Here is a 21,670-nt window from a genome sequence, read left to right on the forward strand (position 1 = left end):
GCGTTACCGATATGTGCTGCTTAATGACAAGTTTGCCCCAAGGTTCACGCCGCCGCTACTTTTTGATTAAGGGTCGTTAGCAGTGCTTCAATCTTTTCGAAACGCTGTTCGACCGTTTCCATTGGAAATTCAAAACGTAAAGTATCGGAACCATCTAAGCGGTAGTGCTGGGGAGATTTTTGAATCAGCGTGACCAGGGTCAGCGGGTCTACCTGGGTAGTGGTGTTAAAAATCACGCGGCCGCGCTGTTCACCTGCTTCTATGCGCGCAACACCGAGCTGTTCTGCCCGGTGGCGCAGCTTCGTCTGCCGAATCAGGTTCTTCAACGGCTGTGGCAGTAGACCAAAACGGTCGATCAACTCTACCTGCAACTCTTTAAGCTCGGTATCTGATTGCGTATTAGCGATGCGTTTATACATGACTAGGCGCTGCTGTACATCGTGAATGTAATCATCGGGAATGAGGGCAGGCAGATTCAGGCTTATTTCGACGCCTGTGTTGAAGGGCGCGTCGATGTTAGGGGTTTTGCCTGCGCGGATTGCTTTCACCGCCCGGTCCAGCATTTCCATATAAAGGGTGTAGCCAATGGTTTCCATTTGGCCGCTTTGCTCGTCGCCCAAAAGCTCACCCGCACCGCGAATTTCCATATCGTGGCTGGCCAATGTAAAGCCTGCCCCCAGGTCGTCGGAGGCGCTAATCGCCTCAAGGCGTTTTACGGCATCTCGCGTCATGGCTTTGGGTGGCGGGGTTAGTAGGTAAGCATAGGCCTGATGGTGGCTGCGCCCTACGCGGCCGCGCAGCTGGTGTAGCTGTGCTAGGCCGAACTTATCCGCACGCTCAATCAAAATGGTGTTGGCGCTAGGTACGTCAATGCCGGTTTCTATAATGGTGGAGCACACCAGCACGTTAAAGCGTCGGTGGTAGAAATCAGACATCACCCGCTCAAGGCTGCGCTCTGGAAGCTGGCCGTGGGCCACAGCAACGCGGGCTTCCGGCACTAGCTCGCGGATCTGTTCAGCAGCATTCTCAATGGTTTTAACTTCGTTGTGCAGGAAGTAGACCTGACCGCCGCGCAGGATCTCCCGCAGTAGCGCTTCCTTAATAATGCTGTTATCGCGCTGCTGTATAAAAGTTTTTACCGATAAGCGCCTTGCGGGCGGAGTGGCGATGATAGAAAGGTCACGGATGCCGCTCATGGCCATATTGAGCGTACGCGGAATAGGCGTGGCGGTGAGTGTGAGAATGTCGATTTCCGCGCGTAGGGTTTTCAACTTCTCTTTTTGGGCGACGCCGAAGCGGTGCTCTTCATCGATAATCAGCAGTCCCATTTTGGGCAGCTCGACGCTTTTCGAGAGCAGCTTATGGGTGCCAATAACGATATCGGTTTGGCCGCTTTTGATGCCTTCCAGGGTTTGCGTCATCTCTTTGCCACCGGTAAAGCGCGAGATTAGGCTGATATTGACGGCAGTGTCGGCAAAGCGGTCGCGGAAGTTCTCGAAGTGCTGGCGTGCTAGCAGCGTTGTCGGCACTAGCACTACGACCTGTCTGCCGGACTGTACGGCGAGGAAGGCGGCGCGCATGGCCACCTCGGTTTTACCAAAGCCGACGTCGCCACATACCACGCGATCCATTGGCTGAGGAGAGACCATGTCGCTGATCACTGCTTCGATAGCCGCCTTCTGATCCGGTGTTTCCTCAAACGGGAAGCTGGCCGCAAAACGCACATACTCATCGCCGGGCGGGTCGTACACTGTGCCTTGCTGGGCTTCACGGCGGGCGTAAATATCCAATAGCTCTGCGGCGGTGTCGCGAATTTTTTCAGCGGCTTTGCGGCGGGCTTTCTCCCACTGGTCGGAGCCCAGCTTATGCAGCGGAGCGAGTTCGTCATCGGCGCCGCTATAGCGTGAAATAAGGTGCAGGCTATCCACCGGCACATACAGCTTGGCACCGTCTGCATAGGAGAGGGCGAGAAACTCGTTGGCCTGGCCGCCCGCTTCCAGAGTCTCCAGGCCCAGGTAGCGGCCTACGCCGTGGGCTTGGTGAACCACCGGTGCTCCTTCGCGCAACTCGGAAAGGTGACGGACCGCTAGTTCGTTATCGTCGGTGGCTTTTTCCCGCCGACGGCTTTGCCGCACGACGTCGCCAAACAGCTCGGTTTCGCTAATTACCGCGACATCGGGCTCGGTGAGCCATAGGCCACTACCCACCATGCTTTCCGTTATAGCGATGTGCTCGCTGCCTGCTAAAAAAGCCTGGAAACTATCGCTATGGGGCAGCGATAGTTTCAGCGGGGAGAGGACTTCCTCCAGTGCTTCTCGCCGCCCGCGAGACTCGGCAACAAACAGCATGCGGGTCTTGGGATGGTTATCTAAGAAGCTCGCCAGCTCGCTCAGCGGCTGTTTGGCGCGCGCATTGATGGCCAGAGAAGGGAGTGCTTGGGCCAGAGGAGCAAGCGCATGGCGTTGGCTGTCGTCCTCAGTGAACTCAAGGCGAGGCCGCGCTTTAATGGCTGAAAACACTTCGTTAACTGGGAAGAACGCCCGGTGAGGCGGTAGTAGCGGCCGTGTAGGGTCAACACCTAAATTCTCATAGCGTGATTCAATCGACTGCCAGTGCTGCTCAGCCGCGTGGAAAACGTCTGGGAGCAAGGCGATGCGAGTGTCTTCGGTGAGATGCTCAAACAGTGAGGCGGTTTCCTCGAAAAAGAGCGGTAAATACTGCTCTAGCCCAGGAGAGGGAATCGCTTTCAGCGCATCGTTATAGAGCGGGCACTGGCGCGGGTCGACATCAAACAGGGTTTCAAACTGCTCACGAAAGCATGCGATGGCGCTGCGGCTGAGCGAATACTCATGGGCGGGCAGCAGTTCGATGACATCCACTTTGTCGGTAGAGCGCTGGCTGCCGGGGTCGAAGTGGCGCAGTGTGTCGATCTCATCATCAAATAGATCAATACGAATCGGCTCATCCATGCCCATGGCAAATAGGTCGATAATCGCGCCGCGCATGGCGTATTCGCCTGGCTCATAAACGGTCTCTACCGCACGATAGCCTGCCCGGGAGAGCGATTCGCGGAAGGTTTCGCGATTCAGCGTGGCCCCCGCCTTTAGCGTCATCACGCGGCCAGCGATGTACGAGACAGGCGGCAGCCGCTGCATGAGGGTATTGACTGGCACAAGCACGATACCGCGCACGCCATCCTGTAGCAGGCGCAGCGTTCTCAGCCGAGCAGAAATAATATCTTGGTGGGGCGAGAAGCTGTCGTAGGGCAAGGTTTCCCAATCGGGGAAGGGGAGAACCGGCACGCTGCTATAAAAAGCGAGATCTTGTTCCAGCCTCTGGGCGCTGGCGGTGTTGGGAGTGATCACCAGTAACGGTGCGCTTGACGCTACCTGAGCTAGCGCCAGGGCAGTCGCACTGCCCGGCGGCGCTTGCAAATAGAGCGTATCGCGAATCCCTTGCGGCTGAGGCGGTTCGAGCAGAGAGAAAGAAGGCATAGTAAAGGTATCGTTTTGCACAGAAACGGAACCAAGATCATACACGATCCGCCCTTTCGCGCAGAGGCTTTGGCGCCATGGGGTGTTAAGATCGCTTGGTCGCTGCATCATTGGCGTTTGTAGTCAATACCCTGTTTCTGTAATACCCCTACATGTTGTGCGACTATCCATTCATTGCGGCACCTTAATAAGCTCCGGATAATGCTCGGGACATCCCCGTTCATAACTCAATGAGGCCGCACGTGAGTCAGCAAGCGCTCGAAAACGTTTTTCAGGAATGGCAAAACAACGAAGCTCTGGCGGAGCAAATGATCCCACTAGTGGGGCAGCTCTATCGCCAGAACAACGTTGTGGCCACGATGTTCGGACGCTCTCTGATCAAGCGGTCGGTCATTCGTATCCTTAAAGATCACCGCTTTGTACGCAAAATTGAAGGCACAGAGCTGTCGGTAGAAGATACGTACCCCATCGTAAAAGCGATGAGTGAGATGAACCTGGGGCCTGCTCACGTCGATGTGGGTAAGCTAGCAGTGAGCTTTAAGCGCCAGGGCGGTGGCGACCTTGATGCGTTTTTGCGCCATGAGCTAGGCGAGATCATCGACGGCTTTCAGCCGGGCGGCAACAAAGGCGAGCCTCAAGACGTCGTGCTGTATGGTTTTGGCCGTATTGGTCGCCTGCTGGCGCGCGTGATGGTCGAGAAGGCTGGTGGCGGAAACCTACTGCGTTTGCGTGCCATTGTGGTGCGCGGCCGTGGTGATGTGGCGAAAGACCTGGAGAAGCGTGCCAGTCTGCTGCGCCGCGACTCGGTTCATGGCCCGTTTGATGGCACCATCGCCGTGGATGCTGACGCGCGTACGCTGACCATTAACGGCAACGTGGTGCAGGTCATCTACGCCGACTCCCCCAGCGAAATTGATTACACCACCTACGATATTCACAACGCGGTGATTGTTGATAACACCGGTATTTGGCGTGATGAAGCGGGTTTAGGCCAGCACCTTGAGTGTAAAGGTGCAGCAAAAGCGCTGCTGACGGCGCCGGGTAAAGGTGACATCAAAAATATCGTATTCGGCATTAATCACGAAACGATTGGCGATAATGACCGCATCGTGTCGGCGGCTTCCTGTACGACGAACGCCATTGTGCCGGTGTTGAAAGTACTCAACGATGAGTACGGTGTGGCGACAGGGCACGTAGAGACCGTTCACTCCTATACCAACGACCAGAACCTGATTGATAACTATCATAAAGGTGATCGTCGTGGCCGTAGTGCGGCGCTTAACATGGTACTGACCGAAACAGGCGCAGCTAAAGCGGTTGCTAAGGCGCTGCCGGAGTTAGAAGGCAAGCTGACTGGTAACGCCATTCGCGTACCTACCCCGAACGTATCTATGGCGATTTTGAACCTGACGCTGGATAAAGGTACTGATGCAGACGCGCTGAACGACTACCTGCGCCGTATGTCGATTGATTCTGCTTACCAAAAGCAAATCGATTTCGTTGACTCTGCAGAAGTGGTTTCTTCTGACTTCGTTGGTAATCGCCACGCGGGCATTGTTGATGCCAAAGCGACCATTGCTAACGGCAATCATGCAGTGGTCTACGTCTGGTACGACAATGAGTTTGGTTATAGCTGCCAGGTCATTCGTATTCTTCAGCATATGTCGAATGTGCAGTTTTTGAAGCTGCCACGTCAGGCGAGTTAATTGGTGCGGGTCCGTAGTGCGCTAAATTAGGGCATTACTTAAAACGTTGAATCAACGCCACCTTCGGGTGGCGTTTTTGTACCAGAAACAAATGCACTACAAATGCATATAGCACTTTTGGAGGCCATCAGGGATGTGGTCATTGGCCGCGCTTATCTTTATAATGCGATAGATTTTTCGGGGTGGTTCAAGCTTGCTTGGGCCTGACTGGTAACAATCTGAACAGAAAATAAGAATTCACTGGGCAGAAAATAAGCATTCGAACCCCTTACCTTCGTATATCCGATCCATCAACTGGGCGAGACTATGATCGAAGTCAAAAAAAGGCCTGGATCTCCCCATCACGGGAGCGCCCGAGCAGCGTATTGAAGATGCGCAGCCTGTGCGTCACGTGGCAATCCTGGGCACTGACTATGTTGGTATGAAACCAACAATGGAAGTTCAGGAAGGGGACAAGGTCAAGTTAGGCCAGCTTCTCTTCACCGACAAGAAAATTGATGGCGTGCGTTTTACCGCGCCTGCCGGTGGTGAAGTAGTCGCAATTAACCGTGGCGAAAAACGTCGTCTGCTGTCTGTGGTTATTAAAGTCGATGAAAATGAAGAAGCGATTACATTTGCTTCTCATGATCGTGGTGCTTTAGGACAGCTTGATCGTCAAACCGTTGTCGACCAGCTTGTTGAGTCAGGACTTTGGACTGCCCTGCGCACCCGTCCTTTCTCACGCACACCAGCCATCGATAGCGTTCCTGCTGATATCTTTGTCACCGCTGTAGATACTCATCCGCTAAGCGCTGACCCTGCCTTTATCATCAATGAAAATGCCCAAGCATTTGAAGACGGCCTCAAGGTGCTAACCCGCCTGACCGAGGGCAACGTTTTTCTGTGCACGGGTGCAAACGCCTCAATTCCGGGTGGTGATGTCAGCGGTGTAAAAACCGAAAGCTTTGCTGGGCCGCATCCGGCTGGTTTGGTAGGCACACACATTCACTACCTCTCGCCCGTGGCGCTGCATAAGAAAGTGTGGCACATCGGTTATCAGGACGTGATTGCCTTCGGCAAGCTGTTTGTAGAAGGTAAGCTGGACATAAGCCGCATCGTAGCGGTAGGTGGCCCGCGTGCAGAAAAACCGCGCATTCTGCGTACCCGTGTGGGTGCCAGCACTCAAGAACTCTTAGCAGGTGAAGTCATCAAACCCGATGACACCCGCGTGATTTCCGGCTCGGTTTTCTCTGGCGCTGCCGCTGAAGGCAAACTGACTTATCTGGGTCGCTTCCACAACCAAATCAGTTTGCTGGAAGAGGGCAATAAGCGCACCTTTATGGGATGGTTATCTCTGGGTGCGAATCGCCACTCCGTTATGGGCATTTATCTTTCCAAATTTAAAGGCCTGAGTAACTACGCGCCGACTACTTCTACAAATGGCTCCGAGCGTGCCATGGTGCCGGTGGGTAACTACGAGCGCGTCATGCCGTTGGATATCATGCCAACGCAACTGCTGCGTTCGCTGATTGTGGGCGACATTGAGGTTGCCATGCAGCTCGGGTGTCTTGAGCTGGACGAAGAGGATCTGGCGCTGTGTACCTACGTTTGCCCCGGCAAATATGAGTACGGCCCCATCCTGCGTGACAATCTCACCATGATCGAGAAAGAGGCCTGATGATGGGTATTCGACAAACACTCGATAATCTCGAGCCGCACTTCCACAAAGGTGGTAAGTACGAAAAGTTCTATCCGCTCTATGAAGCGGTAGATACGATTTTCTACTCGCCCCCCAGCGTTGCAAAAACCACCGCTCACGTGCGTGATGGCGTCGACCTGAAACGCATCATGATCACGGTATGGATGTGTACCTTCCCGGCCATGTTCTTCGGTATGTGGAACGCAGGCTGGCAGGCGAACACTGCCATCGAAGCGGGTTATGCCTCCATGAACGGCTGGCGCGATGCCATCATGATGACCCTCGCGGGCGGTCATGATCCCAGCAGCCTGTGGGCTAACTTCGTTCTTGGCGCGACATACTTCCTGCCCATTTACCTCGTGACGTTCGTCGTGGGTGGTTTCTGGGAAGTGCTGTTCGCCATTAAGCGTGGTCACGAAGTCAACGAAGGTTTCTTCGTGACTTCCGTGCTGTTTGCGCTGATTCTGCCAGCCACTATTCCACTATGGCAGGTTGCACTCGGCATTACCTTCGGTGTCGTGATCGGTAAGGAGATCTTCGGCGGCACGGGTAAGAACTTCCTGAACCCTGCGCTGACGGGCCGCGCGTTCCTCTACTTTGCTTATCCGGCACAAATTTCTGGTGACGCAGTATGGGTAGCAGCCGACGGCTACACCGGTGCTACTGCGCTTTCTATGGCGTTCCAAGACGGTATGACTGCGCTGACCAACACCTATAGCTGGTGGGATGCCTTCCTAGGCTTTATCCCTGGCTCTGTTGGCGAAGTATCGACGCTGGCCATCCTGATCGGTGCTGCCGTACTGCTGTGGACCAAGATTGCCAACTGGCGCATCATGCTGGGTGTATTCCTGGGTATGGTGATTACCAGCACGCTGTTCAACCTGATCGGTTCTGAAACCAACCCCATGTTCGCGATGCCGTGGTACTGGCACCTCGTCATTGGTGGGTTTGCCTTCGGTATGGTGTTTATGGCGACTGACCCTGTGTCCGCTTCCATGACTAACCAAGGCCGTTTGGTATTTGGCGCGCTGATCGGTGTGATGACCGTTCTAATCCGCGTGGTAAACCCGGCGTTCCCGGAAGGCATCATGCTGGCCATCCTGTTCGCCAACCTGTTTGCGCCGCTGATTGACCACTTCTTCGTCCAGGCCAATGTGAAGCGCCGTCTCAAGCGCACTGGTACACCGGCCGAGGAGACTGCCTAATGGCACAAGGTAACAACTCCATCAAGAAAGTCCTGATCGTAGCGTTCTCGCTGTGCATCGTGTGCTCGGTCATCGTTTCGACGGCGGCCGTAGCACTGCGCCCAGCGCAGCAGCTCAATCAGGAGCTGGACCGTAAAACCAACATCCTCAACGTGGCGCGTCTTTACGAGCCGGGTATGGATGTGGAAGAAGCGTTCAGCAACCAGATCACTGCGCGCGTCGTCGAACTCGAAACCGGTGACTATACCGATCAGTTCGATCCCGAGACCTTCGATGGTTTCGAAGCTGCGCGTGACCCGGCCACTGGCCGCACGCTGTCTGGCGACCGTGACATCGCGGGACTCTCGCGCGTAGAAAAATTCGCGACTGTGTACCTAGTAGGCGATCCTGAGAATCCTGACCAGATCGTTCTGCCTATTCGTGGGCAGGGCCTGTGGGGCCGTATGATGGGATTCCTGTCGGTAGAGGGTGACGGCAATACCATCGTCAGTATCACCTACTACGACCACGCAGAAACACCGGGTCTAGGTGCTGAGGTAAACAACCCGCGCTGGCAAGCCCAGTGGGAAGGTAAAAAGATTTACAGCGAAGAGGGCGACCTCTCTCCTGAAATCCACCTGACCAAAGGCGGCGCGAGTAACGAGTACGAAGTCGATGCGCTTTCCGGTGCCACGCTGACCAGTAACGGCGTGACCAACATGCTGCAGTTCTGGCTCAGCGAAGAGGGCTTTGCTCCTTACCTGGCTAAATTCCGCAGCGGTACCGAGCCATCAGACGCCGAAGACACCGAGACTGACTTCGACGACGTTGAGGGGGCCTGATCATGGCGGATGTAAATGCAAAAGGCGTTTTAACGGCGCCTATTTTTAAGAACAACCCCATTGCGCTTCAGATTCTGGGGATCTGTTCTGCACTGGCGGTGACCACCAGCATGAGCGTGTCGCTGGTCATGTCGCTGGCGGTTATTTTCGTAACCTCTTTTTCGAACCTGTTCGTATCGTTGATTCGGAATCACATTCCGTCTTCGATTCGTATCATCGTTCAGATGACCATCATTGCCTCGTTGGTTATCGTGGTCGACCAGATCCTCAAAGCCTATGCTTACGAAATGTCCAAGCAGCTGTCGGTGTTCGTCGGTCTGATCATCACCAACTGTATCGTAATGGGCCGCGCGGAAGGTTTCGCGATGTCCAATACGCCGGGCATGTCGTTCCTGGATGGTATCGGTAATGGCCTGGGCTACAGTTTCGTCCTGATGGTGGTAGGTTTCTTCCGCGAACTGCTGGGTGCTGGCAGCGTGTTCGGCTTCACTGTACTGCCGACCATTCAGAATGGTGGCTGGTACGTGCCGAACGGTCTGCTGCTGCTGCCGCCGTCTGCTTTCTTCATCATTGGTCTGTTGATCTGGGTACTGCGCTCTGTCAACCCGGAGCAAGTCGAAGAGAACGAGTTTAAGATGAAGCACAACACCAAGCCGAAGGAGGCCGTGTAACATGGAACACTATCTAAGCCTTTTCGTCGCTTCGGTATTCGTCGAGAACATGGCACTTGCCTTCTTCCTGGGCATGTGTACGTTCCTCGCGGTATCCAAGAAGGTGTCTTCTGCCATCGGTCTCGGTATTGCGGTTATCGTCGTACTGACGATCACTGTGCCGGTCAATAACCTGGTATTCACGTACCTGCTGCAAGAAGGCGCGCTGACCTGGACCGGCATTAGCGGTGCTGAAAACATCGACCTGTCATTCCTGGGTCTGCTCTCTTACATCGGTGTTATCGCGGCACTGGTACAGATCATGGAGATGTTCCTTGATAAGTACGTACCGTCGCTTTACAACGCGCTGGGCGTTTTCCTACCGCTGATCACCGTAAACTGCGCCATCCTGGGTGGCGTACTGTTCATGGTAGAGCGTAGCTATAACTTCGGTGAGGCCGTGGTATATGGCTTCGGCGCTGGTACCGGTTGGGCGCTAGCAATCGCTGCTCTGGCGGGTATTCGTGAAAAGCTGAAGTACAGCGACGTGCCGGGCGGTCTGCAGGGTCTTGGCATCACGTTTATCACCGTTGGCTTAATGTCACTGGGCTTTATGTCCTTCTCTGGCATTCAGCTTTAATCGGAGCCGGTTTTCTCGGCAGCCCAGGCTGCCGAGGTACAGAAAACCTTCAGCAATAGGAAACCGACATGGTTGATACATCTGTCATCTTGCTCGGTGTTGTCATGTTCACGGTCATCGTTATTAGCTTAACGGCGATCATTCTGGCAGCGCGCAGCAAGCTAGTGAGTAGCGGGGACGTGACCATTGAAGTCAACGGCGATCCCGAGCACACCCTAAAGACCCAGGCCGGCGGCAAGCTTTTGAACACCCTGGCGGCCAACGGTATTTTCCTCTCTTCCGCCTGTGGTGGCGGTGGCTCTTGTGCCCAGTGCAAATGCCGGGTAAAAGAGGGCGGCGGTTCTATCCTGCCGACCGAAGAGTCGCACTTCACCATGCGCGAGAAGAAAGAGGGCTGGCGACTCTCCTGCCAGGTTCCTGTGAAGCAGGATATGAAAATTGAAGTGCCGGAAGAAGTCTTCGGCGTGAAGAAGTGGGAAACCGAAGTAACGGCCAACCCCAATGTAGCGACCTTCATCAAAGAGCTGAACCTGAAGCTGCCTGAAGGCGAGGAAGTTGCCTTCCGCGCCGGTGGTTATGTCCAGCTGGTAGCACCGCCCTACGATATCAAGTTCTCCGATTTCGATATCGAAGAAGAGTACCGTGGCGACTGGGAAAAGTTTGGCCTGTTCGACATTTCCCATAAAAACAACGAGGAAGTCATCCGCGCCTACTCCATGGCGAACTATCCGGAAGAGAAAGGCCTCCTCAAGTTCAACATTCGTATCGCAACTCCGCCTCCTGGCAGCAGTCATCCGCCGGGCCTGATGTCCACCTACGTCTTCAACCTGAAGCCGGGTGACAAGGTAACGGTGATGGGGCCGTTTGGTGAGTTCTTCGCCAAAGACACCGACGCTGAAATGGTCTTCATCGGTGGTGGTGCCGGTATGGCCCCGATGCGTAGCCATATCTTTGACCAGCTTAAGCGTCTGAAATCGACGCGTAAGATTTCGTTCTGGTACGGCGCGCGCTCCTGGCGTGAGACCTTCTACAACGAAGAGTACGACCAGCTGGCGGAAGAGTTCCCGAACTTTGAGTGGCACTTGGCACTCTCCGATCCGCAGCCGGAAGATAACTGGGAAGGCCCGACGGGCTTCATCCACAATGTATTGTATGAAAACTACCTGAAGGACCATCCGGCGCCTGAAGATTGTGAGTACTATATGTGTGGGCCGCCCATGATGAACGCCTCTGTTATCAAGCTGCTGCTTGATATGGGCGTTGAGCCGGAAAACATCCTGCTGGATGACTTCGGCGGCTAATATCGCATCAGCGAACGTTAGAAACGGGGCTAGCCTTTGGGCTAGCCCCGTTTGTTTTTGTTTACCGTTTTGTTGGCAGATGCGAATATCCGTGCTGAAAAACACCCAATGCCTGATCATTTTGCGGTGGCTGAGGTACAATGGGAGGTAGATTTTTAAGGCACTTATCGGCACAAGTATTGTCGGCAGGTGAGGTACCTAACGTAATGCTAGGAGGACAACATGGCAATTTGGCTACTGGTATTCGGGTTTATGGCGCTGATTATGGGCGCGATGGCCGTTGGCGTGCTGATGGGGCGTAAACCCATTGCAGGCTCCTGCGGTGGGCTTAATCAAATCGGCATGAAGGATGGCTGCGATATCTGCGGTGGTAAAGACGAAGTATGCGAAGAAGAGAACCGCAAACGCGGTAGCGTACGGCGCCGTAGTGATGAAAGCCGTGGCGCCGACTTAGGTTACGATGCAACGCGCCGCTAACCGCTGATGCTACTACGCGTTAAATAACATCAAACGCTCGCTTAACCGCGGGCGTTTACGTATGCGCTAATGAATTGATGATGTCAGGGAACAAGGAGATCCAAACCGTATGGCGGTTCACAATTACGATGTCGTGGTGATCGGTACCGGCCCCGCTGGGGAAAGCGCTGCTATTAATGCTGCTAAGCACGGTATGCGGGTGGCGATAATTGAGAAGCAGGCTCAGGTAGGCGGTAACTGCACCCACTGGGGCACCATTCCTTCCAAAGCGCTGCGCCATCAGGTCAAGCAGATCATGGCGTTCAATACCAACCGAATGTTCCGCGATATCGGTGAGCCCCGCTGGTTCTCCTTCCCAAAAGTGATGGAACGCTCCCGCGGTACGATTGATAAGCAGGTTGAAATGCGCACCACTTTTTATGCGCGCAACCGCATTGACCTCTTTCACGGCGTCGCCCGCTTCAAAGACGAGCACACCGTTGTAGTGCGTGACCGCCAAGAGGGGATGGAAGAGTTAGTGGCCAAGAAAATCGTCATCGCCACCGGCTCGCGCCCCTATCGCCCAGCAGATATCAACTTCCGCCATCCGCGTATCTACTGCTCCGATACCATCCTGAGCCTGTCCCACACGCCGCGTACGCTGGTAATTTTCGGCGCGGGCGTTATCGGTTGTGAGTACGCTTCTATCTTCTCGGGGCTTGGCGTGAAGGTAGACCTGATCAACAACCGGGATAGCCTGTTGTCGTTCTTGGACGATGAGATCAGCGATGCGCTCTCTTATCACCTACGCAAGCACGGCGTGCTGATTCGTCATAACGAAGAGTACGAGAGTGTCGAGGGTGATGAAGCAGGCGTAGTGGTACGCCTGAAATCCGGTAAGAAAATCCGTGCCGATGCATTCCTATGGGCCAACGGCCGTACTGGTAACACCGACAGCTTGGGGCTGGAGAACATCGGCCTGGAAGCGAATGGCCGGGGCCAGCTCAGCGTGGATGAGCACTACCGCACCTCGATTCCGCATATTTATGCGGCGGGCGACGTCATAGGTTGGCCAAGCTTGGCCAGTGCCGCCTACGATCAGGGCCTAAACTCCTGTAACGAGCTGCTGGAAAAAGAGTACCGCTTTGTCAGCGATGTCCCGACTGGTATCTACACCATCCCGGAAATTAGCTCTTTTGGCCCCAACGAGCGTGAGTTGACTGAAGCCAAAGTGCCCTATGAAGTGGGCAAAGCGTTCTTTAAAGACACCGCTCGCGCCCAAATCACCGGCGACACGGTCGGTATGCTGAAGATCCTGTTCCACCAGGACACCCTGGAGATTCTCGGTATCCACTGTTTTGGCGACCAGGCGTCGGAGATCCTGCACATCGGCATGGCCATCATGCAGCAGGAGGGCAAGGCCAACACGCTCAAGTACTTCGTCAACACCACCTTCAATTACCCCACCATGGCAGAAGCCTATCGAGTGGCGGCACAAAACGGTCTGAACCGGGTGTTCTAAGCGGTCAGGGCGGGCCTTCCTGCAGAGGTTGGCCTGCCAGATCAGCTTCGGTGGGAGGCCGCTTTAGCGGGCGAATGGCGCCGTCAGGCGCCCCGGCCAAGCCACCGTCGCGAGCTGAAGCTCCCTCCCACGGGGGCATTTCAGCACCGTCGCGAGTTGAAGCTTCCTCTCACGGCTCTTCAGGGCGACGCTATAGCGTTTCCAAAAGCTGTCTAGCCCGGGGCTGCCATTCGCCTTCTAGGGAAGCGGCTTGGGTAAGCGATGCTCTGGCGTCTGCAAGGCGCGCTTGCTGGAATTGTATAATGGCCAGATTGAGCCACGCAGCACCCATCTCCGGGTCGAGGCTCGTGGCTGTCTCGAAGGCGGCCAGGGCGGCTTCGGGCTGGCCATCGGCATACAGGGCATTGCCTAGCGCAAACTGCCCAGTAGGATTTTGCGGGAAGCGCTCACTGAATGCCTGCCAGCTACTCAGCGTTGTGTCGGGGCCGTGCTGCTCTTCAAAGGCACTAATGGCCTCTAACGCATTGCGTGCCGTGACACCTTCGGGCAGCGTGCCCGGCTCGCTGACCACAAACCCCCAGCGCTCAGTACGTGCCCACGTAGCATCAAAACGGCTAAACGATAGGGTGTGCCGCTCGATTTCACCGCTGCGCAGAACAAGCGTTTCGTTCGGCAAATCAAAGCCAATGGCCACCGCATAGTGCCACATGGGAAAGGCGGGCAGGGCGAGGTTCTGCATCACGACCACCGGGTTACCTGCTTCCAGGTGCGTGAGCAGAGCATCCATGGTACCTCGGATGGGAATTGCCAGCCGTTCGTAGCGGCGTACCGTGGCCAGCATTTCCGGCTGCACGCTGCCATCACGCCCAGGCAAGAATACCTGAGGAATCAGCTCGTCTAAGCTAGCCTCTACGCCTTCGTGATTAAGCACCATAGCTAAGGTAGCTGGGCCGCACTGGTATTCCGTTTGGGCGAAAAACGGCACCTCGGTAAGCTCGGTTTGCGGCGTCAGGCTCGCTTTGGTGCTTTCAAGCAGTACCGGGCTGCGTGCGCAGCCGGTTAGCAGTAGAAGCAGCAGGCCTAACAGTAAAACGCCCGCAGTGCGGGCGTTAACATAACGGTTCATCATCGCGGATGAATTAACGTGTGAACGGGTAAACATCGGTTAAACCGAGAATGTCCGTTACCAGCAGAATCACAAATACCGCGAACAGCACACCAATCACGCCAGCACCGGCGGGCAACTGCTCAAGCTGCTGCGCCATTTGCTGGGCTTCGGCATCGCTCAGGGCCGCCACACGCGCCTCGACATCGGCGGGATTGACGCCCTGTTTGAGCAGTTGATCTTGCACATCGGCACGGGCGAGGATTTCATTGATACGCTCGCGGTCCGCACCGGCACGGTCGCCTGCTAAAACAGACTGCGTTGATACCAGATCCATACCTTGCGGGGCGGTAGGGGCCGCCACAACGGGCAGGCTGGCAAACACTAACGCAGCAATCAAAAGGGTCGAGAGGTAAGCACGCACTGTTTTCATTGTCTTCATCCTTAGACTTATCGGGGAGCAAGCTATGAGTAGCCTGAGTGATTAGTATAGAAACAAACAGCGAGTGTTTTAAGACGAAAATGCAAAGTGCTAATTATTTGCACTAATGCGATAGGTCCAGGGCGTTTCCGCCAGGAGGCCTTTTGCCCCTGCCATGGTCATGGCGAGGTCGTGCAGCCCCGGCCATAGAGGCACGGCAGATGCCCCTTTCACCGCTAAATCCAGGCGCTGGGCCATTAGTAGCAGTTTGTGTAAACGCTTCATGGAAAGGCGGCTAATGGCTTTTTGATAGGACGGGCGACGTTTATCAAAAATCATCGGCTTTTGGGATTTGCAGGCATGCTCGAAGCTTTGGCCTTGGTCCAAATGCTGATGCAGCGATAGCAGAGTGCGCAGCTCACGGGTGAGCGCCCACAGCACAATCGGTGCTTCCACGCCTTCGCTTCTTAGGCCGTTCACAATCCGCGAGGCACGGCTGGGCTCACCCTTTAAGCAGGCATCCGCCAGATTGAATACATCAAAGCGGGTGCTGTCTTCCACACCTTGGGCAATGTGCTCGACGTTGAGCCGGGTATTAGCCGGGTAGATCAACGCCAGCTTCTGTAGTTCCTGATCCGCCGCCAGCAGATTACCCTCGGTGCGCTCACCCAGTAGTCGCGCGGCTTCCAGGTCGATCTGCAGGCCGTGATGCGAGGCCCTATCCCGTAGCCAATAGCCAAGCCGTGAGGCATCTACCGGCCATACGGGAACAAAAATTCCCTGTTTATCTAAGGCTTTGAACCAGGCGCTTTTCTGCTGCTTGGCATCGACTTTGCCCATGCTAACCAATAGCAGGTCGTCGCTGCCATCCATCATTTCCGCATATTGAGCAAGCGCCTTGCTGCCTTCCTGCCCCAGCTTTTGATTGCCCAAACGCAGCTCCAACAGTTTGTTGGTGGCAAACAGCGAGAGGTTGCTCGCGGTTTCCAGGAGCCGCCCCCAGGCAAAGTTGGGCTCCACATCCAGCACTTCGCGCTCTTCGATACCCGCTTGGCGGGCGGCGGCGCGCACGGCATCGCAGGCGTCACGATGCTGAAGCGGCTCGTCACCCGCCACGATCACTGCTTTCGGCAGTTTCCTGGCCAGAGCGGCGGGCAATTGATCGGCAAATACCTTCACCGCAGCGCCTCAAGGTTAGCTAAGCGTTCCACAATACGCTGGGCAAGCTGCCGAGTCAGTGTCTGCTCGGCTTCCTGGAACAGCGTCTCGCGGTTCAGCAGGTCGTCATCGCTGACGCGAATCCGCGTGCTGGTACTCAGCGTGGCGTTGTTCAGGGCGTAGGCATTGGTTTCCCGCTGCTGCACCGACAGCGACGTGCTCAGCGTCAGCTCATGCTCACGGCTGGCACGGCCATCGGTCCCGATGCGCCGCTCCTGAAGGGAAGGGGTGCCCAGAGTGACGCGCCAGGGCGCGCCGCTTTCTACCTCGGTGCCTAACTGCTGCAGGCGAGTGCGAAGCTGCTGGGCGAGAGCGCTGTTGTCATCGCCCTCTAGCGAGAGCGCGGGCAGGCGTGGCATGGATTCCGAGCCGCGCAGGCGGAACCCACAGCCACTGAGCAGCACCGCCGCTGACGCGGCGATGCTGAGGGTCAAAAAGCGACGGCGATTCATCCGCTCACCACAATGTTAACCAGCTTGCCGGGCACCACGATCACCTTACGAACCGTTTTGCCTTCCAAATGGCGCTGGACGTTTTCGTTTTCCATCGCCAGTTGCTCGATGGTGGCTTTGTCGGCGCTGGCCGGGGCTTCCAGGCGGGCGCGCAGTTTACCGTTTACCTGTACCACCAGCTCGATGCTGTCGCGGGTCAGGGCGACTTCGTCTACTTTCGGCCACTGGGCTTCAATGGCGGGCTGCTCATGGCCCAACTGCTGCCACAGGGTGTGGCAAAGGTGCGGGGTAATCGGGGCCAGCAGCAGTACGCAGGCTTCCAACGCTTCACGGCTAACCGCGAGGCCCAGTTCGGACGTATCGTCAAACTTAGCGACCGCGTTAGAAAGCTCCATCACAGCGGCAATGGCGGTGTTGAAGGTGGTGCGACGGCCAATGTCGTCGCTGGCTTTTTTGATGGTTTCGTGGGTTTTGCGTCGCAGCGCTTTTTGGTCGTCGTTGAGTGCATCGACGTTCAGCGTGCCTGGAGTGCCCGCTTCCAGGTGCTCGGTAACCTGACGCCAGATGCGCTTCAGGAAGCGGTGCGCGCCCTCGACGCCGGAATCCGACCACTCCAGCGACTGCTCAGGTGGTGCGGCAAACATCATAAACAGGCGCACGGTGTCGGCACCGAACTTGTCGATCATCGACTGCGGGTCGACGCCGTTGTTCTTCGACTTGGACATCTTCTCGATGCCGCCCATCTCCACCGGCTGGCCGTCACTCATCAAAATGGCGCTCAGCGGGCGGCCTTTTTCGTCGCGCTTCACTTCCACATCGGCGGGATTGAACCACTCTTTGCCGCCGTTATCTTTAATGCGGTAGAAGGTTTCCGCGATCACCATGCCTTGGGTGAGCAGCTGCTGGAACGGCTCATCGGAATCAACCATGCCGAAATCGCGCAGCAGCTTGTGGAAGAAGCGGGCGTAGAGCAGGTGCAGAATAGCGTGCTCGATACCGCCAATGTAAAGATCCACCGGCAGCCAGTAGTTGGCACGCTCATCCAGCATGGCTTCGTGGTTATCCGCACAGCAGAAGCGAGCGAAGTACCAGGAGGATTCCATAAAGGTGTCGAAGGTATCGGTTTCACGCACCCAGCCATCGCCCAGCTCGGAGAACTCCGGCATCTTCTTCAGCGGCGAGCCGGAGGCATCCACGGTGACTTCCATGGGCAGTGCGACGGGCAGCTCGTCATCGGAGAGCGGTACGGTCTGGCCTTCCGGGCCGTACTTCACCGGAATCGGCGCGCCCCAGTAACGCTGACGGGCAATACCCCAATCACGCAGGCGATAGTTGGTTTTCACTTCGCCACGGCCAAGCTCGGCCAGCTTAGCGGCAATGGCATCGAACGCGGCTTGGAATTCCAGGCCGTCGAACTCGCCGGAATTGATCAGCGTGCCGTGCTCGGTGTAAGCGCCTTCGGAGATGTCCGGCGTGTTGCCTTGCTCGTCGGCGACCACCGGCTTCAACTCAACGCCGTACTTGGTGGCAAACTCCCAGTCGCGCTGGTCGTGGGCGGGAACGGCCATCACCGCGCCGGTGCCGAACTCCATCAGTACGAAGTTAGCCACGAATACAGGAACTTCTTCACCGCTTAACGGGTGAATGGCTTTATGGCCCGTGGCCATGCCCAGCTTCTCTTTGGTGGCCATTTCCGCTTCAGAGGTGCCGCCTTTGGCGCACTCTTCACAGAACGCCGCGATCTCGCTGCTCTGCTCGGCGGCCTGTTTGGCCAGCGGGTGCCCAGGGGCGACGGCCACGTAGGTCACGCCCATCAGCGTATCGGGGCGGGTGGTGTACACCGCCAGTGGCTCGCAGGCGCTACCATCGGCGGCGTTGATATCGAAGCTCAGCTCGACGCCACGGGATTTGCCAATCCAGTTGCGCTGCATGGTCTTGACCTGCTCGGGCCACTCGACGTTATCCAAATCCGCCAGTAGTTCATCGGCGTAATCGGTGATCTTCAGGAACCACAGCGGGATCTCCTTGCGCTCCACCAGGGCGCCGGAGCGCCAGCCGCGGCCGTCGATCACCTGCTCGTTGGCCAGCACCGTCTGGTCCACCGGGTCCCAGTTCACCGTGGACATCTTCTTGTAGACCAGCCCTTTCTCCACCAGCTTGGTGAAGAACCACTGCTCCCAGCGGTAGTAGCTGGTGTCGCAGGTAGCGAATTCGCGGCTCCAGTCGTAGGCAAACCCTAGTGCCTTCAACTGGTTGCGCATGTAATCGATGTTTTGGTAAGTCCACTTGGCAGGCGGCACCTGATTTTGGATCGCGGCATTTTCCGCCGGCATCCCGAACGCGTCCCAGCCCATGGGCTGCATGACATTTTTACCCTGCATGCGCTGGAAACGTGAGACAACGTCGCCGATAGTGTAATTACGCACGTGGCCCATGTGCAGCTTGCCGCTGGGGTAGGGGAACATGGATAGGCAGTAGAACTTTTCGCGGTTGGCGTCCTCTACGGCTTTAAAGCACTGGTGCTTGTCCCAGTACTGTTGAGCGTCACGTTCGATCTCGCGGGGGCTGTATTGTGCGTCCATCGGTGTTTTCAATGCCTTGGGATAATTCGCCCCTGTTCAGGGCGCAAAGTGAATAGTAGATGACGACTGTCAGATAAGTAGCGTCGATTGTATCCTATGCGGGTGTATCCTTGAACGGCTAACCGATGATAGGCAGCACCTGTGGCAACAAAAGGAGAGGACCCATGGAAAAACACAATGATCACCGCCTTCGCGAAGGCTACGAGCGCCTATTGGAACGCATGCAGGATGGTGCCAACGAGCTCACCTGGGACAACCTGCAAAAGGATTTGGACGACGCCGTTGCCTTTGAAGCTGAGCTTGAGGAGTACACCAAAGACGAGCTGGCGCTGCTGCGTGCCTGGGTAGAGCGCGACCTGAAAGACATGCGCTACTACATGGCGGATACCGGCAAGCAGGTTGCCAGCTGGCTAGGAATCGACATCGACCAGCTTTCCCGCCGGGTCGCGGAATCGCTGCTTTCCATTGCCGACCGTAGCGTGGTAGACCGCGAACGTTTCGAGGATGACCTAGAAGCCGCCCGCGCCGACTACTGCGAAGGCGAAATCGCCGCCCCTGGCTTAATGGCCTGCACCCACTGCGATGCTCAGGTCATGTTTAACGAAGTCGCCCGGCTGGAACCCTGCCACCAGTGCGGCCACCGCTACTTCTACCGCTTTCCGAGCAAAATCGTCGAAACCTAAGTATCTAACCTAGCCAAACGCTCAAGCCTGCGATCGCGCCTAGCGAGAGCAGGCTCATCATCGCCGCATAAGGCAGATTATTTTTCATCATCTGATAACCGCTCACCCCGTAACGCCCCTGCAACGACAGGTTAATACCCGAAAGCGGCCCCACACTGGTGCCCACCGCCCAGGCGCTAAGCGCCACAAAGGCAAACAGGGTCTGCTCAGCGCTGCTCAGATTAAGCACCGACGCCAACACCGACACCCCAATAATCGGGTGCAGCCCCACCAGCGCACTAAGCGTAATAGCCGCAAAACTCACCATGGCCTGCCATGTACCAAAACGGGCAAACAGCGTCCACTCATCGCCTGCCGTCGCTGTTACCAGCGTTGAAAGCCCCAGCGTTAATAAGCCTGCCGCTAAAAACAGTGAAATTTCCCCGCGCATGGCGGGCAGGCGAGTAACGGTATGCTGACGCAGGCGCCGCAGGGTAAAACGCGGGCCTTCCCGCAGGTTGCTCAGCAGCGCCACCCCCGGCAGCAAAAAAGTAATAATGCTGACAATGGTGAGCGATGGCGTGATCCAGAAGTGAAACAGCATCACCAACGCCGCCATGCCCGCAGGCATGAGCAGGCTGCGGGGCGAAAGCGAAAAGCCATCCACCTCGGTTAAATCAAACCGTCGCCGCAGTTCTAGCGTGGTTAATAGCCCCGAGAGCATGGCTATTGGAAAACCCACCACGGCAATCTGGGCATACTGCACCGAAGGCACCAACGCGATCACCAGCGCCATAGAGGCAAAGAAGGGCGACCACAACGCGGCGCTGCTAAGCCCTCGGTTCAGCGCCAATAACTGCGGCGTGGTTAACGGCGCACGGCGAGCCAAGCGGTCGCCCACCATAAACACCGTCGATAGATTCAAAATCGTGCCGAGAAAATGCACGCCCAGCCAGGTGCGCAGCACGCCGTCCGCCCCCGTTACCCGCTTACCCGGCGCACGCTTGTTGCCCTGGGTGCCAATCAGCGAGATAAAGCTCACGCCTACCAGCATGGAAGCCACGAACACGTTCCCCTGCAGCATGGCAGGCCAGTTCACCGCCGCGCCATACACGGTTTGCGCCACCACCAGCATCACCACACCCAGGGCAATCAACACCCCCGCCTGAAGGCGCGAACGCTTGGGAATATCCCGCCACAGCAGCGCCACCGCCGCCCACAGCAGATAGCTCACCGCCTGCGCGGTCGGCACCGCGCCGGTAAAACCAATAATCTGTGCCAACAGCCCGAGCAGAATCAAAACTCCCGCCAAGTGCTGCCGCGTCGTTGTCTCTCGCATCTCAGTCCCTTTACCCCGGCTTATTCATGAGGCCGACCTGAAAACGAAGATAGTCGGGTAGACCGAGCGATTGCTCGACCCGGCCCCCCACAGATCCGGACGTGCGCAATTAACGCATCCGGCTCTTCAACCATCAGTTTCGCTGAAGGATCAGCATGGGTGAACGATCCTCGCCTTGGGAAACGGCAGTAACTTAAAGAGTTGAAGCGCATTCCGCCACACAATCCTTGCCTTCTGGGATCGCCGGCTCAGCCATTTGATCCAGCACCACTTCACCCGATGGCGAAACGTCTGTATGGATCGCATATTGCCGCGAATACCGTAGTAGGCAACGTGACCTTGGATCTTACGACTCAACTTCTCATGCTGTTCCCGGATCGGCAGGTGACGATTCCACCGGCACCACTGTGAGATGTGC

The 21,670-nt window shown here is 56.3% G+C and carries 17 protein-coding genes; 10 read left to right on the forward strand and 7 right to left on the reverse strand.

Features of this window, described 5'->3' with window-relative positions; genetic code table 11:
* Positions 1–44: 44 nt before the first annotated feature.
* Positions 45–3,494, reverse strand: a complete 3,450-nt coding sequence (gene mfd, locus A3220_RS09910) for a transcription-repair coupling factor (RefSeq protein WP_174524463.1) — start codon at positions 3,492–3,494, stop codon at positions 45–47.
* 242 nt (positions 3,495–3,736) lie between these two features.
* On the opposite strand from mfd, the gene A3220_RS09915 reads away from it, so the two are divergent.
* The 9 genes from A3220_RS09915 (at position 3,737) to sthA (ending at position 13,473) form a co-directional block, all read left to right on the forward strand.
* Positions 3,737–5,200: a glyceraldehyde-3-phosphate dehydrogenase gene (locus A3220_RS09915; RefSeq protein WP_044628069.1), complete on the forward strand. Its 1,464-nt coding sequence runs from the start codon at positions 3,737–3,739 to the stop codon at positions 5,198–5,200.
* 328 nt (positions 5,201–5,528) lie between these two features.
* The gene (locus A3220_RS09920) at positions 5,529–6,857 is read left to right on the forward strand and encodes a Na(+)-translocating NADH-quinone reductase subunit A (protein ID WP_062374659.1); all 1,329 of its coding nucleotides are present in this window, start codon (positions 5,529–5,531) and stop codon (positions 6,855–6,857) included.
* The gene (locus A3220_RS09925) at positions 6,857–8,083 is read left to right on the forward strand and encodes an NADH:ubiquinone reductase (Na(+)-transporting) subunit B (protein WP_054645012.1); all 1,227 of its coding nucleotides are present in this window, start codon (positions 6,857–6,859) and stop codon (positions 8,081–8,083) included. Before A3220_RS09920 ends, A3220_RS09925 begins: the two co-directional genes overlap by 1 nt.
* Entirely contained in the window at positions 8,083–8,904 is an 822-nt protein-coding gene (locus tag A3220_RS09930; RefSeq protein WP_062374661.1) for a Na(+)-translocating NADH-quinone reductase subunit C, read from the forward strand. The genes A3220_RS09925 and A3220_RS09930 overlap by 1 nt, the downstream gene beginning before the upstream one ends.
* A 2-nt stretch (positions 8,905–8,906) precedes the next feature.
* Complete coding sequence (locus A3220_RS09935) at positions 8,907–9,575, forward strand: NADH:ubiquinone reductase (Na(+)-transporting) subunit D (RefSeq protein WP_044628065.1); 669 nt, start codon at positions 8,907–8,909, stop codon at positions 9,573–9,575.
* Position 9,576: 1 nt separating this feature from the next.
* Complete coding sequence (nqrE, locus tag A3220_RS09940; RefSeq protein ID WP_044628064.1) at positions 9,577–10,194, forward strand: NADH:ubiquinone reductase (Na(+)-transporting) subunit E; 618 nt, start codon at positions 9,577–9,579, stop codon at positions 10,192–10,194.
* Between the two features lie 68 nt (positions 10,195–10,262).
* Positions 10,263–11,495 carry an NADH:ubiquinone reductase (Na(+)-transporting) subunit F gene (gene nqrF / locus A3220_RS09945; protein ID WP_044628063.1) on the forward strand — a complete coding sequence of 411 codons (1,233 nt, stop codon included), beginning with the start codon at positions 10,263–10,265 and terminating at the stop codon, positions 11,493–11,495.
* Between the two features lie 222 nt (positions 11,496–11,717).
* A complete protein-coding gene (nqrM, locus tag A3220_RS09950; protein ID WP_044628062.1) occupies positions 11,718–11,972 on the forward strand; it encodes a (Na+)-NQR maturation NqrM in 255 nt (84 codons plus the stop codon).
* A 109-nt stretch (positions 11,973–12,081) separates the two neighbouring features.
* The gene (gene sthA / locus A3220_RS09955) at positions 12,082–13,473 is read left to right on the forward strand and encodes a Si-specific NAD(P)(+) transhydrogenase (RefSeq protein ID WP_058577788.1); all 1,392 of its coding nucleotides are present in this window, start codon (positions 12,082–12,084) and stop codon (positions 13,471–13,473) included.
* A gap of 190 nt (positions 13,474–13,663) precedes the next feature.
* Here sthA and A3220_RS09960 read toward each other — a convergent pair whose 3' ends face one another.
* From A3220_RS09960 to leuS, 5 genes are all read right to left on the reverse strand, one after another.
* Complete coding sequence (locus A3220_RS09960; protein WP_062374663.1) at positions 13,664–14,602, reverse strand: PA2778 family cysteine peptidase; 939 nt, start codon at positions 14,600–14,602, stop codon at positions 13,664–13,666.
* Between the two features lie 10 nt (positions 14,603–14,612).
* Entirely contained in the window at positions 14,613–15,011 is a 399-nt protein-coding gene (locus A3220_RS09965) for a PA2779 family protein (RefSeq protein ID WP_062374664.1), read from the reverse strand.
* A gap of 99 nt (positions 15,012–15,110) precedes the next feature.
* Positions 15,111–16,178 carry a DNA polymerase III subunit delta gene (gene holA / locus A3220_RS09970; protein WP_062374666.1) on the reverse strand — a complete coding sequence of 356 codons (1,068 nt, stop codon included), beginning with the start codon at positions 16,176–16,178 and terminating at the stop codon, positions 15,111–15,113.
* Positions 16,175–16,669, reverse strand: coding sequence for an LPS assembly lipoprotein LptE (gene lptE / locus A3220_RS09975; RefSeq protein ID WP_054640984.1), 495 nt, complete (start codon positions 16,667–16,669; stop codon positions 16,175–16,177). Before lptE ends, holA begins: the two co-directional genes overlap by 4 nt.
* Positions 16,666–19,251 (reverse strand): leucine--tRNA ligase, encoded by a 2,586-nt coding sequence (leuS, locus tag A3220_RS09980; RefSeq protein WP_062374668.1) that lies wholly within the window; start codon positions 19,249–19,251, stop codon positions 16,666–16,668. The genes lptE and leuS overlap by 4 nt, the downstream gene beginning before the upstream one ends.
* 164 nt (positions 19,252–19,415) lie before the next feature.
* Between leuS and A3220_RS09985 the strand changes: the two genes are divergently transcribed.
* Complete coding sequence (locus tag A3220_RS09985) at positions 19,416–19,934, forward strand: zinc ribbon-containing protein (protein WP_058577785.1); 519 nt, start codon at positions 19,416–19,418, stop codon at positions 19,932–19,934.
* Positions 19,935–19,938: 4 nt separating this feature from the next.
* Here A3220_RS09985 and A3220_RS09990 read toward each other — a convergent pair whose 3' ends face one another.
* Positions 19,939–21,252: a hypothetical protein gene (locus A3220_RS09990; RefSeq protein WP_062374670.1), complete on the reverse strand. Its 1,314-nt coding sequence runs from the start codon at positions 21,250–21,252 to the stop codon at positions 19,939–19,941.
* Between the last annotated feature and the right edge of the window lie 418 nt (positions 21,253–21,670).

It is taken from the genome of Halomonas sp. KX33721 (assembly GCF_001596805.1).
GTDB lineage: Bacteria > Pseudomonadota > Gammaproteobacteria > Pseudomonadales > Halomonadaceae > Vreelandella > Vreelandella aquamarina.

Excerpts from the sequence above, each read along its gene's own strand:
- mfd (WP_174524463.1), bottom strand. The coding sequence starts at position 3,494 with ATGCCTTCTTTCTCTCTGCTCGAACCGCCTCAGCCGCAAGGGATTCGC.
- A3220_RS09925 (WP_054645012.1), top strand. The coding sequence starts at position 6,857 with ATGATGGGTATTCGACAAACACTCGATAATCTCGAGCCGCACTTCCAC.
- A3220_RS09930 (WP_062374661.1), top strand. The coding sequence starts at position 8,083 with ATGGCACAAGGTAACAACTCCATCAAGAAAGTCCTGATCGTAGCGTTC.
- A3220_RS09935 (WP_044628065.1), top strand. The coding sequence starts at position 8,907 with ATGGCGGATGTAAATGCAAAAGGCGTTTTAACGGCGCCTATTTTTAAG.
- nqrE (WP_044628064.1), top strand. The coding sequence starts at position 9,577 with ATGGAACACTATCTAAGCCTTTTCGTCGCTTCGGTATTCGTCGAGAAC.
- nqrF (WP_044628063.1), top strand. The coding sequence starts at position 10,263 with ATGGTTGATACATCTGTCATCTTGCTCGGTGTTGTCATGTTCACGGTC.
- nqrM (WP_044628062.1), top strand. The coding sequence starts at position 11,718 with ATGGCAATTTGGCTACTGGTATTCGGGTTTATGGCGCTGATTATGGGC.
- sthA (WP_058577788.1), top strand. The coding sequence starts at position 12,082 with ATGGCGGTTCACAATTACGATGTCGTGGTGATCGGTACCGGCCCCGCT.
- A3220_RS09960 (WP_062374663.1), bottom strand. The coding sequence starts at position 14,602 with ATGATGAACCGTTATGTTAACGCCCGCACTGCGGGCGTTTTACTGTTA.
- A3220_RS09965 (WP_062374664.1), bottom strand. The coding sequence starts at position 15,011 with ATGAAAACAGTGCGTGCTTACCTCTCGACCCTTTTGATTGCTGCGTTA.
- lptE (WP_054640984.1), bottom strand. The coding sequence starts at position 16,669 with ATGAATCGCCGTCGCTTTTTGACCCTCAGCATCGCCGCGTCAGCGGCG.
- leuS (WP_062374668.1), bottom strand. The coding sequence starts at position 19,251 with ATGGACGCACAATACAGCCCCCGCGAGATCGAACGTGACGCTCAACAG.
- A3220_RS09985 (WP_058577785.1), top strand. The coding sequence starts at position 19,416 with ATGGAAAAACACAATGATCACCGCCTTCGCGAAGGCTACGAGCGCCTA.
- A3220_RS09990 (WP_062374670.1), bottom strand. The coding sequence starts at position 21,252 with ATGCGAGAGACAACGACGCGGCAGCACTTGGCGGGAGTTTTGATTCTG.